This is a genomic window from Pedobacter sp. BAL39 (assembly GCF_000170795.1).
Classification (GTDB): domain Bacteria; phylum Bacteroidota; class Bacteroidia; order Sphingobacteriales; family Sphingobacteriaceae; genus Pedobacter.
This window is the reverse complement of record NZ_ABCM01000005.1, coordinates 204,380-219,834: the sequence shown is the minus strand read 5'-3', so window position 1 is coordinate 219,834 and position 15,455 is coordinate 204,380. Positions and strand designations below refer to the sequence as shown.

Here is a 15,455-nt window from a genome sequence, read left to right as displayed (position 1 = left end):
CTTGGTGTGGGTAAGGATAGTTGCGGTTGGATCGGTTAATTTTTGCTGATAGGCAGCGTGAAGTAAAAGGTCGTTCCCTGGCCATATTCACTTTCCAGCCAAATTTCTCCTCCATTGATTTCAATGAATTCCTTACATAGGATCAGCCCCAGTCCGGAGCCCTTTTCGTCCCTGGTTCCGAGAACAGTAAATTTATCATCCAGACTCAACAAGCGGGGAATGTTTTCTTTTTCTATCCCGATACCTGCATCAATAATTTCAAATTGAATCAGGTCATTGGTCTTCCTGGTGCTCACGGTAATTTTGCTGGAGGGATGGCTAAACTTAATGGCGTTGGTCAGGAGATTTCTGATTACAGTCTGACTCATTTCTCTGTCGGAGTAGATGATGTGATTTTCATCCGCTTCAAGCTCAATGGTGATGTCCTTGGCTTCCGCCAATGCGTTCAGCAGCTGCACCGTCTCATTGATGAGTACCGGGGCAGGGATGGCGGTAGGATTTGGCTTGAGTACACCCGACTGCAGACGTGCCCAGCCCAGCAAACTTTCCAACAGGTTGAAGGATTGCTTGGATGCCTGGTTCATCCGCAGCGCCAGGTTTTCGATCTTGGCCGTACCCAGTTTATCCGCATTTTTATAGATCAGCTCACTGAAGGTCATCAGCGCGGTGAAAGGGTTTTTTAGATCGTGGGCGATGATGGCAAAAAACTTGTCTTTTGAAGCATCCTGCAGACGATATCGCTCTTCATCATCCTTAAGGTTTTTGAACAAGATGCCTGCGGGATTGGAAAACCCAGTTTCTACAACTGCCTTATATAGCATAAAATAAGATGCCAGCTTGAAGTAATGGCCGATCTCGTTGCTGGTGCTGTAGTTGCTCACATATAAAGTAAAGCAGAACTCACTGCAGATGGACAGTACCAGGGATACCGTAAGCAGTTGAAATATGGTCTTGTTGAACTTTGCCCGAACTCTGTACAGGTTATAGATAGAAAAAGCAAACATTGCAATGATCAGGTATTCGGTATAGATCTTGAACTGTGTTTGTCCGACGCCGTCGATGTAACACCTTGGAAAGACCTGCCAATGTAATATGGAAAGAATGACCAGTGTCGTGAAAAAGGCATAGATCAAGATAGATGCGTCAAAATTGAGCTTTGTTCTTTTTCTCAGGAACCAAAATCCCAGGATCATAGTAAATGCTTCCATAAACCTGGTTGCGATCCAGAACTGGTTGGCATAGTGCCCGGGGCCTGGTATGAAGCTCATCCCCTTGAAGGTGATGCTATGGAGCAGGTCCAGGATGCCAATAAAAAGATAGGCGATGCCAGCGATGGACAGGTAGTTGTTGTCAATCATTTTTCTGGAATTCCAGGTCACAATGAATACGGCGAACGCCACTACGATACAGCTCAGTTCAATAACTGTATGAAACAACATATAACTCGTTCTGACACTAATTGAAAATATAAATGCCAGAACGCACAGTGTGATGACTGTCCGGTAGTTGTTCTTGAGAAAAGAGGTGATTTTAGCGATCAATTACAAATCCTTTAAATATCCACGTAAACTTAAACATTATTTTAGAAATGGAATCATTTGAGGTGATCTTGAAAAGATGCCGGATATATCAATGATAAAACGCAAAGTATTTAGCTTTTTTTTCTAAAGTAATTCAATCGGCTTATGATTGTTTGTAAAGCTTAATTTTAGAATCAGGGGTTTTGTTAAATTAAAGGCAGTGTAGTATTCATAAATTGCTCGTTTGTCTTGTTAAATGAGTTATGGGCATAATGGGAGTTGAGTTGATGCTTTTAACTATTCCAGTACATCCGTAATTCCCTTCAAAAGGCTCTGCTCAGAAAATGGCTTAAGTATCACACCATCTAACCCCGCCGCTAGATAGCGCTCGTGGTCTTCTTTAAAAACATTGGCAGTAAGTGCAATAATAGGGATGGCGGCTTTTAGGGCGTCGTCAGAAGAACGTATGATGTCAGTTAGTTCCAGTCCTCCCATTTCAGGCATTTCAATGTCTGTTAAAATCACATCATAGTCTGTCTGGTTGAAGAGCTCTAATGCTTCCACGCCATTTTCGGCGGTGTCGAAGTTTAAATTCCATTTTTTTAAGATAGTGCTCAGTAAGAGGATATTCAGCTTGTTATCTTCTGCGATCAGTAAACGTTTATCTTCGATTCTTATGGGATTCTGAACCCTGATTCCGGAAGGTTTTGTAAGCTCTTTTACGTGATTAATTTCCATAGGTAAGCTAAATTTGAATACGGAACCTTTTCCCTCTTCACTCGTTACGCGGATATACCCCCCTTGTTGCTCGATAATTTTCTTGGAGATCGCTAAACCAAGGCCTGTTCCTTTTTGAGAGGCGTCCTTCTGTGCTGAAGCCACCTGGCTGAATTCACCGAAGATCATATTGACATTTTCTTTGGAGATCCCTACCCCAGTATCCTTAACCCATACAATCAATCTAATCTGGTCCTTTTTGTCCGATGACACCGTCGCTTTTATCGTAACTTCCCCCTCTTTAGTGAATTTAATGGCATTTCCCAATAAATTGATCAATACCTGCTTTAAGCGTAATGCATCGCCTTTTACGGAAAGCTCGGGGCTAATGTCAAAAGATTTAGCGATGCTGATGCCTTTGTTGACCGCCTGTATACTTAAAGTGCTAAATACCTCTTCAAGAATGTCCTGCGGTATAAATGGCGCCCGTTCAAAAACCATCTTCCCTGTTTCAAATTTGGAAAAATCGAGGACCTGATTTACAATATCAAGCAGTATTTTCGAGGAATTGGTAATTGCATCCAGTTGTTCGCGCTGGGTATCATCTAGCTTACTCTGGCCAAGTTGTTCTGAGAATCCAATAACCGAGTTTAGAGGAGTCCTGATTTCATGGCTCATACCTGCCAGAAATGAAGTTTTTGAAGCTGCATTATGTTCCGCAAACGCACTATGATAGACCAGGTTCTTCTGATATCTGTAAATCTTCCAGATGTTATAAAGAATGATACATACCAAGCCTGACAGAAGGAAAAATATCAGTCCCGAAAGCCTTTTGTACCTGAAGTCAACTTCCTGAAGACCATTGTCGAGTTCGGTCTTGCCGGAATTGATGTGCTGCTGTTCCTCGGATTTATATTTCTGGAGACTTTGAATGATTTGTTTGATCAGGTGATTATTGATGAAAAGAATCTCCTGTTCCGATGCCCTGAGTTGATCATTTATAGTAAAAAGTTGCTGGTAGTTTTTTCGGTTTTTCGACTGGTTTTCTTCTACCACCATGCGGTAAACCCTGGATTCTGTCCGTTGGGTAACTACAGGAGCAGTTTTTCGCTGTGCAAGCGATTTCTGCATGACCTGTTCCGTCTTTTTTGATGAGAAGGCGTCAAATATGCGCCCAAAAAACTTTCGCTTTTTAACCGGCGTATTAATGGTTTTCAGTGTGTCTATCTGTATGCGGTTAACGGTCCGCTCAATAACGGGCACTTCCTGTGGTATTGCAGTTTGCTTGCTTTTTACTACAATTAGCTTTCTCGCTACCACTAATAGGCTGTCTGACAAATGCTTTAAATTGATGTAGTCATCCAGCTTTTTAGACTTTTCCTTCATCAAGTGGTTAACTTTGCCGGTAGAACTAATGCCTTGTTTGTAACTGCCGCTATTTAATTTCTTCAATAGGTTATCAACCAAGTGGACATCTCTGTTGTACTTGTTGTAATATGTTGTGTCTGAGGTTAGTGCGAAAAGGCGGCTATGGTTGTCTGCACTGTACATGCTGATGATACAACTATCTATAATCGCGGCACTTTCTCGTGAAAGCAATAGTTGCGCGACACTTGATCGTACATTTTGAGTGCTTCTATAATGTAGATATAAGTAAAAAGCACTGGAAAACAAGGCAAATACCAGGAATACAATCAATATATATCGCGAAAAAGTTTTTCTTATAGATGGAACCATTAAATATTTATGTTTTTTATAGGATAATTCTTAAATGCAAGTCGGATGCCAACAAATTATAACCAATCTAAACTCGAATATTCATTCCTTTACGGAGTGCGCTATGACATTTTTATGATAATGGAAATGATCGTCATGAAAAGTTTTTGTAATTAAAAATTAATATAATTTACTATTTTTTTATTCTCAATAGTTTTGTTTGGTTTGTTGTCTGGTCTAAATATCTGATTTATAGTTGGTATGATCAAATTTTGATTTTCATGGAGTTTGGGTGATACGAAAAAAGATATCAATATGTGGTATGTGATATTATATTTTCGTTTAAAATGTGAGCTATGGCATATCGCTGCTTGGCGATATTTGCTATGTCGGGCACCAGTAATTTTGTGCTTCCTATTAAATTCGAAATTTCTATAATACTCTGACATCATTACTTAAAAAACTATTTTAGCATAAATTACTCCATTATAAGTGGATAGGTAAATCCTGAATTTATGCCCTTTTATTGATACAGGGCAGTTTGTTATTTAATTTCTAACCCAACACTAATACTTTATGAATAAAAAAAATAGGGGAACGACAATAAATGAAAGGTTATACATGAGTGGAACACTAAACAAATTTGATAAGGCTGTTGAGAAGAAGGACATCGATTGCGTCGTGAAAATTCTTAAAAATGTAGATTTAGATGATATTTCGATTGAAGCTATTCTAAAACAAATAAAGTTATTTGATGGAGATGATACCACTTAAAGGTCTAAACACTTCAAATTTATAGGTTAATGTGCTTTTTTTGATTGATAAGATTTGAGAGCAAGTTGCTGTTAATATAGCTCTTTACTTTAGGTAACAAAGTTGATCATGGACCTCGGAAATTCGCCCTTTGGCATCATTAGTGTTACAAGCGTGGAATAATATAACAGTAACAATGGAAATGCCTTACACTTACAAAGGAGCACCAGCCGGGAAAAAGATCCTGGTGATAGAAGACAATGAAGACCTTCGCGATATGCTGACCGATGTATTGATTACTTACGATTTTCAGGTTTGCACTTTGGAATATACCGATGACCTGGAACAGCTGGCATTGGAGCTGCAGCCTGATCTTGTCCTGATGGACTACATGCTACCGGGCATCAATGGCGGCGACTTATGCGGACAGCTGAAAAGAGGCGAAAAAACAAGTCATATTCCTGTGGTGTTGCTCTCAGCATATGATAAAGTCATCGTTTCTCTGGGAACCTATAGCTCAGACGCGTTTGTGTCCAAGCCTTTTGAGATGACCAACCTTATTGCTACGGTACAATCCTGCCTGAAGGCTGTAGAGAACAGGGTGCCGGAATTGGAATCGGTACAGCACTAGATCACAAGCTAATCTCATTCTTCTTCAGAGATCTCGTCCTCTCCTTTATTTCTTCTTAGTATCCGGTACTGGTTAGGAGATACATTCATATTTTTCTTGAAAATTCTGGAGAAATGGAATGGATCATCATAACCCAGACCAATGGCGATATCTTTGACTTTTACCTCTGTGGTATATAACATGATGCATGCTTTCTGCATCTTCAGGTGAATGAAGTAGTCCAACGGGGACATACCCGTCGCCTTTTTAAACAGGCTCGAGAAGTGGGACGTGGAGAAGTCAATCCTTTTGGCGAGCTGTTCAATGGTCAGTTTTTCATTGATGTTATCCTGCATATAAAGGATGATATCCTTGATCATGTTTTTCTCATCCTGAATTTTCACGTTGGTGTGTTTTTCAGGGTAGAGGAAGGTCGCAAGGAAATGATAGAGACAAAGGTTTGTATTGGTCAGGTTGTCTTCGCTGTATCCTAATGCCAGATTATTGTACATCGCTTCCCAGAGCTCCAGTCCTTTTTCATTGAACATGATTTCTTTTGCGCCCTGGTAGAGATCAATGCCAAAATCTTTATTAAACGCCTCCATATCCTTACCGCTAAAATGTACCCAGTAGATGGTCCATGGATCAGTCTCATCTGCGCCGTATTTCATGTGCACTTTAGTGCTGGGAACCATAATGTATTCATTGGGGCCGATGTCGAAATGCTGGTTGTTAATTTTGAACCAACCTCTGCCCCGGATGCAGTAAATCAGGATGTTGTCCTTGCAGCCTTTGAGACGCTCGCGGTAGTGGTAGGTGGCCTTAGGAAAGTAGCCGATATAGGTGACATACAACTGCTGCATCAGTGAATTACCACGCGTGACTTTTCTTAAAGCCAATTCTGGTATCGCAATGTATTTCTCTCCTTCAAACCCATCCCGTCGTTTCATCTCGTTCATTTTTGGTCAATCGCTTAGTAATGTGGTGAAACCCAAATATAACCTTGTACCCCGATTTCGAATAATTAAAGTAAATATAAGCGAATTATCCATGTGTTTAAAGGAATGTGCTATTTAACCGACTGTGAATTAGTGATAGTTTTGTTTTCAAGCCGGCAATATCACAGGGGGAGAATAAAAAACTGCAACGTCATTTCTTAATCCAGCAGCTGCCGGTCTAACCAAATAAACTAACAGAGTATGAACAAAATGCTACAAAGAATTTGTAAAAATCCTTGTTGTCTGGTGTTATTGTTGTTTTTCACCGTGTGCAATAGTGATCTTTACGCCCAGACTCCGGGCAAAAAAACCATTACCGGTACAGTGACAGATACATTAGGCCTCGGACTGCCAGGTGTCGTGGTGGCTGTTGTGAACAAAGCCAATGTAGGTACACAGACGGACAACAATGGTAAATATGTGCTTGATGTAGAGCCGGGCACCATCATCAGGTTCTCCTTCGTCGGCTACAAAGAACAAAGAATCACTGTAGGTGCTTCCAATGTGATCAATGTGAAGCTCCTGGAAAACAACATCCAGGCGGATGAGGTTGTGATTACTGCACTCGGACAAAAACAACGGAAAGAAGCACTGGTGGGATCGGTAACTACCGTCAAGGTGGGAAACCTGAAAATCCCATCCAGTAACCTCACCAACGCCCTTTCCGGTCAGATCGCCGGTGTGATCGGCTATCAGCGAAGTGGTCAGCCAGGGCAGGACAACTCACAGTTTTTCATCCGTGGGGTCACTACCTTCGGATATAAACAGGACCCGCTCATCCTCATTGATAACGTAGAGCTTACTTCTTCCGATCTTGCCCGCCTTCAGGTGGACGACATTGAGAGTTTTTCTATTCTTAAAGATGCCAGTGCCACAGCCTTATATGGCGCAAGGGGAGCAAATGGGGTCATCCTGGTAAGTACTAAAGAGGGTAAAGAAGGAAAGGCAAAGATCAACTTCCGTTTGGAAAACTCTGCTTCTCAATCTACTCAGACCTTGCAGCTTGCTGACCCGATTACTTATATGAAGCTGTTCAATGAGGCCAGCCTTGGTCGCGGCTTGGAGCCTAAGTTTACTCAAAATGAAATTATCAATACACAAAATACCGTAAACAGGGGGGCCAACTATAATGAATATGTCTATCCGGCGGTCGACTGGCTGGACCTGCTTTTCAAAAAGAGGACTACGACACACAGGGCTAACCTTGGGCTCAGTGGTGGTGGCGGTGTGGCACGTTATTATGTGGCGGGTTCCTATAACCTGGACAATGGTGTCCTGAACCAGGACCTGCGCAATAACAACAGCAGCAATGTTAAGTTCCGTAATTATCAGCTGCGCTCAAACGTCAATATCGATGTTACCAAAACAACAGAACTGATCGTACGTTTGTCGGGAACCTTCAGTGAATATACAGGTCCGCTTGCGACAGATGGAGGGTTCTCTACTGACTTATACAATGTGGCGGTACACACCAGTCCGGTAGCCTTCCCGGCATACTTCCCGATTGATGCCGCAAACCAGGGTGTACAACACATCCTCTTCGGAAATGAGGTGGGTGAAGGTGGAACCAATTCTATCCGCTTCAACAACCCTTATGCTGCCTTACTGAGGGGACATAAAAACTCTTCAGAATCCCGCATGTCCGCACAATTTGAGGTCAACCAAAAGCTGGACTTCCTGACAGAAGGTCTTTCGTTCAAATCCATATTCAGTACCAACAGGTATTCTTACTTCGACTCTCAAATGGCCTATTCGCCGTTTTACTATGAAGTAGGCGCTTATGACAGGCAGGCGAACAGCTACACCCTGAACTGGCTGAACTCCTCCGTACAGAATGGCGCGCCAAATATCGCCCAGGAATACCTGACCTACAATGCCGGGGAACCTAACATCAGCACCTTTCTTTATGGTCAGGCCTCGGTAAACTATAACAGGACTTTTGGAAAACACACCGTTAGCAGTACCCTGATCGGTACGGGTCAGCAGACACTATACAGTAATGCTAAGGATCCTAAAACCAATACCAAAACCTTACAGTATTCGCTGCCGTACCGGAATTTGGGATTGGCAGGCCGTCTGACCTACTCTTTCATGGACCGTTATTTTGTGGAAGCCAACTTCGGATACAATGGTTCTGAGCGTTTCTCTGCAGATCATCGCTTTGGGTTCTTCCCGACCATCGGCGGGGGATGGATCGTCTCCAATGAGAAGTTCTTCGAGCCACTAACCAGTGTCATCAATCGCTTGAAACTGAGAGGTAGCTACGGTACTGTAGGTAACGATGCCATCGGCTCACAACGTTTCTTCTACCAGTCGGACGTGAACCTGAACGGTGGGGGAAACTATGCGCAGTTTGGTTTTAACTACGGTTCAGAACGACCTGGGGTATTCATCAACAGCTATGAGAACCCGAACATTACCTGGGAAACCTCAAGGCAGACCAACCTCGCCCTGGAGATGACCTTGTTCAAAAACATGAGCATCATTGCTGAGGCTTACAACAATTATCGCTATGATATCTTTATGCAGCGGAAAAATGTACCTACCTCAATGGGGTTGGAGGCAATAGATCCGCGCACGGGTGTTCCTGATATTGGAGCCAACATCGGTGTAGCGCGTTCAAGAGGTATTGATTTTTCACTGGACTACAAAATGAATATCAATGATTTTTCATTTGCCGTACGCTCCAACATGACCTTCGCTAAGAACAAATACCTGAACTTCGAGGAGCCACAATGGGCAGAGTCTTACCGTTATACTACGGGACAAGCCATCAGCCGTAATTTCGGTTACATCGCTGAACGTCTTTTTGTTGATGATAAAGAAGTCGCCAACTCGCCCACACAAATTTTTTCTAATGGTGGCGTGATCCCAAGAGGTGGAGATATTAAATACCGTGACCTGAATGGCGATGGTAGAATTGATGAAGCTGATAAAGCTTACATCGGATTCCCACAGTCGCCGGAACTGGTATATGGCTTCGGATTCAGCTCTTCCTTTAAAAACTTCGACCTTTCTGCATTTTTTACCGGACAGGGTCGCATGACTTTCTTCATCAACCCGGTAAAGGTCAGTCCTTTTGTCCCAAGTGATGAGCAGTACATCTATGGAAATACACAGCTGATGAAAGACTTTGCCGACAACCATTGGTCGCCTGAAAATCAGGATTTATATGCTTTGTATCCGCGTTTATCTGTCACTGCCCAGCATTTGGAGAACAATGCGCAGACGAGTACCTGGTGGATGCGGAATGGTCGCCTGTTGCGTCTGAAATCTGTAGAAATAGGGTATACATTGCCTCCATCCGTTTCCAAAACGCTAAAGCTTAACTCCTGCAGAATTTACTTCAACGGTTTAAACCTGCTGACCTGGAGCCCCTTCAAAATGTGGGATCCTGAGCAAGGCGGAAATGGCTTTGCTTACCCGATACAAAAGGTGTTTAATGTTGGCCTAAATGTAAATCTATAATCCCATGAAATCATACTTTAAATATATCTGCATAGCGATACTGGCCTTTTCCAGTGTATCCTGTAAAAAATACCTGGACACCACCCCCGATAACCTGGGGACACTGGAATATGCCTTCAGAAACCGAAATGAGGCGGAGAACTACCTTTATTCCTGTTATGCCTACCTGCAGCGTATGAACGATGTGGCCTCCAATCCGGGGTTCACCACCTCTGCGGAGCTGGTGTATGCCAACGATCTGGACAACTACCTTAACTTTAATAGAACAGGCTTCAACTTGCTGAGAGGAACTCAAACCGTCGGTAATCCCGGTTTAAATGCATGGGATGGCTCTGAGGGCAGCTATAGTTTGTTCCGGTCCATCCGCATCTGTAACATCATGCTGGAGAATATTGATCAGCCGGTAGACTTGACAGAAGCAGAGAAGAAACGCTGGATCGCAGAAACTAAGTTTCTGAAAGCTTATTATCATTATGTACTGTTTAAGATGTACGGCCCGATTCCATTGATCAGGACCAATCAGTCAATTTCTGCATCAACAGAAGAAATCAGGGTGAAAAGAGCACCGGTAGATGAGACGGTAGGTTATATCGTTTCACTGCTGGATGAAGCCATTCCTGATCTCCCGGCGGCGATTACAAGCCTCACTACACAGCTCGGTAGGGTAACCAGCGTGATTGCGTTATCTGTGAAAGCCGATGTGCTGGCCACTGCCGCCAGTCCGCTGTTCAATGGAAATCCGGACTATGCCAGCTTCCGGGATAAAGACGGACAGAGCCTTTTTCCAGCTGCGGCTGATCCTCAGAAATGGCAAAAGGCTGCCGATGCCGCAAAAGCCGCAATAACGGCTGCTGAAGAGCAAGGGCTGCGGTTATATACTTTTTCTGCGCCCGCCACAGTTGCCATCCTTCCGGATTCTCTAAAAAGGGTGATGGATGTATGGAACTCGGTCACTGAAAAATGGGAGTTGAACCCTGAGATCATCTGGGCTTCTAACCCGGAATTCAGCTATCAGGGCTTTGCAACACCAAGGATGACCGCTAATTCTGTCGTCAATGCCTTCTCTAATCCCTCGACTTTCTCCGCACCCATAGCGACACAGGAATTGTTTTACACGGTGAATGGCCTGCCCATCAATGAAGATAAGGATTGGGATTATGCAGGACGCAATACCCTGAAAACCGGAGATGCTGCAAGCCGATTTTTTATTCAGGAAGGCTATCAGACGATAAAAGGGCACTTTGCAAGAGAGTCCAGGTTTTATGGAAGCCTGGCTTTTGATGGGGGCATCTGGTTTGGTAACGGGCGTACAAATATTGCCGATCAGGCGAACCCGCTGTACTATGTGCAGGCAAGGGGAACCGGGCTTGCGGGACCCAGCGATAACATCAGGCTAAACATTACCGGCTACTGGCCTAAAAAACTGGTCAGCTACCAGTCTGTATATGATGACGGCTTCCAGACTACGCCCTTCCGCCTGCCACTCATCAGGCTAGCAGGCCTCTATCTCCTTTATGCGGAAGCGCAGAATGAGGTAAGCGGACCTACTGCGGAGGTTTTTACCTACATCGACAGGGTACGCACCCGCGCAGGTTTGCAAGGTGTACAGGCATCCTGGAATGCGCATGCCAGAAATCCCTCTAAATATCAATCTAAAGAAGGAATGAGACAGATCATCCATCAGGAAAGACGTATTGAGCTTTGCTTTGAAGGTCAGGCCGGATGGGACCTGCGCCGCTGGAAAGAATTGCAGAGTGTGCTTGCTGCCCCGGTACAGGGATGGAGCATCTATGATAGTGAGCCGGTAAATTACTACCGCCCCGTTACGAAATTTATTCCTGTGTTTGGTCAGAAAGATTACCTGTGGCCAATTAAGAGCTATGACCTGGTCGTAAATCCTAACCTGGTACAAAATCCTTACTGGTAAGATCATGAATTGTTCAGAGACATTTAATACGATAAAAATGAAAAACAGCTATACAAAATTCCTGTTGCTGATGATCAGTATACTGATGGTTTTCAGTGCCTGTGAGAAAGTCGATAATTACAACGATCCTGCCTCACAAGACATGACCAAGCCTGGAACAGTGAGTAACATAAAGGTGGAAAACCTGAATGGTGGCGCCAATATCACCTATACGCTGCCCAACTCGCCAAACCTGTTGTACGTACTGGCAGAGTATAAAATCAATGGCACCGTAACCCGGCAGACGAAATCGAGTTATTACTCGGATACCATCTCTGTGGATGGTTTTGCCAAAGCCCAGCCTTATGATGTTACCCTCTATGCAGTGAGTCGCGCAAACGTGAAGTCTGACCCTGTGGTAGTTGAGGTGAATCCAGATACACCTCCGTATTTATTGGTGAAACCAACGGTATCGTTGGAATCTGATTTCGGAGGGCTGAAGATCAGTGGTCTTAATGCGGACAAAAAAAATGTAGGTATCATCCTCCTGGAGGTTGACGAAACGAATAACTCCGAAGTCATTGATCAATATTATACAGAGCGAGACACCATTAACTATTCGCTGAGAGGTTATTCACCTGTGGCAAAGAAATTTGGTTATTATGTCATGGACAGCTTCGGAAACATTTCCGATACTACCTACCAGACCGTTACTCCATTTTTTGAAACGCTGCTGGACCGGAATAGGTTTTCGGCCTATAGGTTGCCAACAGATGGTACCATAGCTTACGGGTGGGACCTCCCATATTTATGGGATGGAAGAACAGACGGCTCTTCTAATGGATGGCATACGGACCCGGGAGGTAAGCAGCCAATGGTGGCTACTTTCGGATTAGGCGTCAGTGCCAAGCTGAGCAGGTTTGTCCTTTGGGCGAGGCCTGATGGTGGCGACCGGTATGCTTATGGACACGGAAATCCAAAGGTATTTTCATTGTGGGGATCTGATCTGGCAGCACCACGTGATGCACAGCTGCCGCAATATGCCCCTGAAGGTACGGTAATTGGCGACTGGGTTAACCTGGGGAATTATAATTATCCGCCTCCGCCGTCCGGTGCCAAGCCTGTAGCGCATACGACTGCCGACAACGACTTTGTAAAGGCAGGTGTGAGCTTCAATGTGCCTCTGGCAAGTCCTAAAGTGCGCTACGTACGCCTCTGTGTAACGACCACCTGGTCGAGCGGAACTTTCGCACATGCAATGGAGATGGCTTTTTACGGAGATAACAGGTAATCATTTCATTTAAAAAATAAGACATGAAAAATATATATAACGTCTGCTGTCTTTTGATGCTCGGTCTTGCTTTTTCTGCTGGCTGCACTAAGGATGATACGGAGTTTAAGGATTTCCTAAAGGATGGGGAAAATATCTATCCCGGTAAGGTATCTGTCATCGTACCTCAGCCAGGGAATCTTCGCGTAGGTCTGGTTTGGCCAGTAAGCCCGGATCCTTCAATTGCCAAATATGTCATCTACTGGAACAATAAGAAAGACTCCATGACTGTGGATGGCGTAGGGCATGCTGCCGGTGATTCTGTCCGGGTAGTAATTCCTGGATTGGAAGAATATACCTATTCCTTCGTGGTGCAGTCGATGGATGCACAAGGACATAAGTCCGTACCTTTTGAGATCAACAACGTCAGAGTTTACGGTGCGCTTTATCAATCCGGATTACTGAACAGACCTTACAACGCGGGCAACCCTTCCTCTCTGAGCGATGAAGGGGACCTGACGTTGAATTTTAATACACCCGATACGATCAACATCAACACCGTTGTGCGGTACACCAACAATGCCGGAGTGCTTGCTGAAAAGATTCTATTGCCGAAGGATTCCACAATCACATTGCCCGATTATAAAGCAGGGACAGCAGTGACCTACCGGTCGTCATACATTCCTGGAAAAGGGGCGCTGGATGTCTTCCAGGTTACGGATTTCAGTACCTTCCCTGATTACGTATACAAGGATGTTGCCTGTGATAAGTCGCTGTTCAGGCAGGTGCAACTACCAAATGATGTCTACGCCGATTTTGGAACCAGCATGGCGAAATTGTGGGACGGATCTGTAGGACCACAGGAGTATCCAGACGTATTTCACAGTAACGGCGTGACCATGCCGCATCATTTTACCTTTGACCTTGGCAAGAGCTACAGGAAGTTAAGTTTCATCGAAGAAACTGGAAGACAGCAGGCTCATAACCCTGTAGAATTTGAAGTTTGGGGCATTAACGACATTACCAATGCTGCTACGGCCTTAGCCTCCAATGATGCTGGATGGGCTGCGGAATCTGTGGCCAAGGGATGGACACTGCTGGCAAATGTTGCCCGTACTGATGATGGGAAAAATTTACAACGGTTTAACCTGATGGACAACCCTCCAAGCGTGCGTTACATTCGTATCCGTGTAAAACGGGTGGCATCAGGGGACTCCAGTTACAGCAACATCAGTGAAATTACCCTGTTTAACAATCAGTAGAATATAATATGATACATTCCATTTCCGTTAGAGATGCCCGTTATCCGTTGGGGAAAGGTGCCGGCAGCGACGCCATCCATAAAGACCCAATCTATTCTTATGCCGTAACTTACCTGCAGGACGACAGTGGCCTTGTAGGAACCGGTTTTGCCTTCACGCTGGGTGAAGGCAATGACCTCGTATGCAAGGCCGCTGAGTTTTATGCGGAGCAACTGAAAGGAAAAGATATCGAAGAGGTAATGGCCGATTTTGGCAATCTCTTCTACCAGTTCAGTAATGAACAACAATTCAGGTGGCTCGGTCCCCATAAAGGTGTGGTGCACCTGGGGCTGGCCTCTGTCACAAATGCTTGTTATGACCTCTGGGCGAAAAAGCGCGGTGTCCCGTTGTGGAAACTGCTGATTGAGCTAAGCCAGGAAGAACTCCTCCGGACGCTGGATTTCTCTTATCTGGAAGATGAGCTTACCTACGATCAGGCACTTACCCTGCTGCGCAACAATGCAGCTGGGAAAACAGATCGTATGCAGGTGCTGGAGCAAGGTTATCCGGGATATGACACCTCGGTAGGCTGGTTTAACTATAGTGATGAGCAGATCGCAGAAAATGTGAGGCGTGCCATTGCCGGTGGCTGCCGCGCCATGAAGCTGAAGGTTGGTTCTGCAGACCCCGAAAGAGACATCCGCAGGGCACAGCTGGTGCGCGATATTGCAGGCGACGAGGTGAAGATCATGCTGGATGCCAATCAGCAATGGACCCTGCCACAGGCGCTGAAGATCTGTAAGGAATTGCAGGCGATGAACCCCTACTGGATTGAAGAGCCTACACACCCTGATGATATCCTGGCGCATAAAACACTGGCCGAGGCGATCGCCCCGGCAAAACTGGCGCTTGGAGAACATGTACCAAACAGGGTGATCTTTAAAAACTACCTGCAGAGTCGCTGTGCGGGATTCATTCAAGTGGATGCGGTACGCGTAGGTGGCGTCAGTGAATTCATTACTATCAGTTTATTGTGTCGTAAATTCGGTGTACCTGTGGTACCTCATGTCGGGGATATGGGACAGCTGCACCAGCACCTGGTGTTGTTCAACCACATTACACTAGGCCATGAAGCCTTATTCCTGGAGCAGATTCCACACCTGCAGCAGCACTTTGTTCATCCTGTACGTATCGAAAAAGGTTTTTATCTTACACCACAGGAGGCTGGAAGCAGCTGCGATCTGAAATAGTACAAG

At 44.7% G+C, this 15,455-nt stretch carries 10 protein-coding genes; 7 read left to right on the top strand and 3 right to left on the bottom strand.

The window, feature by feature from the left end:
• Positions 1-35 precede the first annotated feature (35 nt).
• Both PBAL39_RS08955 and PBAL39_RS24595 read right to left on the bottom strand, forming a co-directional pair.
• The gene (locus PBAL39_RS08955) at positions 36-1,439 is read right to left on the bottom strand and encodes an MASE3 domain-containing protein (protein WP_008240536.1); all 1,404 of its coding nucleotides are present in this window, start codon (positions 1,437-1,439) and stop codon (positions 36-38) included.
• Positions 1,440-1,817: 378 nt separating this feature from the next.
• A complete protein-coding gene (locus PBAL39_RS24595) occupies positions 1,818-3,788 on the bottom strand; it encodes an ATP-binding protein (protein ID WP_008240534.1) in 1,971 nt (656 codons plus the stop codon).
• Positions 3,789-4,529: 741 nt separating this feature from the next.
• Between PBAL39_RS24595 and PBAL39_RS08945 the strand changes: the two genes are divergently transcribed.
• Positions 4,530-4,727 carry a hypothetical protein gene (locus tag PBAL39_RS08945; RefSeq protein WP_008240533.1) on the top strand — a complete coding sequence of 66 codons (198 nt, stop codon included), beginning with the start codon at positions 4,530-4,532 and terminating at the stop codon, positions 4,725-4,727.
• A gap of 175 nt (positions 4,728-4,902) precedes the next feature.
• Positions 4,903-5,337, top strand: coding sequence for a response regulator (locus PBAL39_RS08940; protein WP_008240532.1), 435 nt, complete (start codon positions 4,903-4,905; stop codon positions 5,335-5,337).
• Positions 5,338-5,351: 14 nt separating this feature from the next.
• On the opposite strand, the gene PBAL39_RS08935 is transcribed toward PBAL39_RS08940, so the two are convergent.
• Entirely contained in the window at positions 5,352-6,266 is a 915-nt protein-coding gene (locus tag PBAL39_RS08935; RefSeq protein ID WP_232282921.1) for an AraC family transcriptional regulator, read from the bottom strand.
• A 249-nt stretch (positions 6,267-6,515) separates the two neighbouring features.
• On the opposite strand from PBAL39_RS08935, the gene PBAL39_RS08930 reads away from it, so the two are divergent.
• Genes PBAL39_RS08930 through PBAL39_RS08910 form a run of 5 tightly spaced genes read left to right on the top strand, consistent with a single transcriptional unit; the run spans position 6,516 to position 15,449 of the window.
• A complete protein-coding gene (locus tag PBAL39_RS08930) occupies positions 6,516-9,782 on the top strand; it encodes a TonB-dependent receptor (RefSeq protein WP_050784334.1) in 3,267 nt (1,088 codons plus the stop codon).
• 4 nt (positions 9,783-9,786) lie between these two features.
• Complete coding sequence (locus PBAL39_RS08925) at positions 9,787-11,709, top strand: RagB/SusD family nutrient uptake outer membrane protein (RefSeq protein WP_008240527.1); 1,923 nt, start codon at positions 9,787-9,789, stop codon at positions 11,707-11,709.
• A gap of 37 nt (positions 11,710-11,746) precedes the next feature.
• Positions 11,747-12,979, top strand: a complete 1,233-nt coding sequence (locus PBAL39_RS08920) for a DUF5000 domain-containing lipoprotein (RefSeq protein WP_008240526.1) — start codon at positions 11,747-11,749, stop codon at positions 12,977-12,979.
• A gap of 23 nt (positions 12,980-13,002) precedes the next feature.
• Positions 13,003-14,220, top strand: a complete 1,218-nt coding sequence (locus PBAL39_RS08915) for a DUF4998 domain-containing protein (protein ID WP_157273951.1) — start codon at positions 13,003-13,005, stop codon at positions 14,218-14,220.
• 8 nt (positions 14,221-14,228) lie between these two features.
• Positions 14,229-15,449 (top strand): enolase C-terminal domain-like protein, encoded by a 1,221-nt coding sequence (locus tag PBAL39_RS08910; RefSeq protein ID WP_008240521.1) that lies wholly within the window; start codon positions 14,229-14,231, stop codon positions 15,447-15,449.
• The last annotated feature ends 6 nt before the right edge of the window (positions 15,450-15,455 follow it).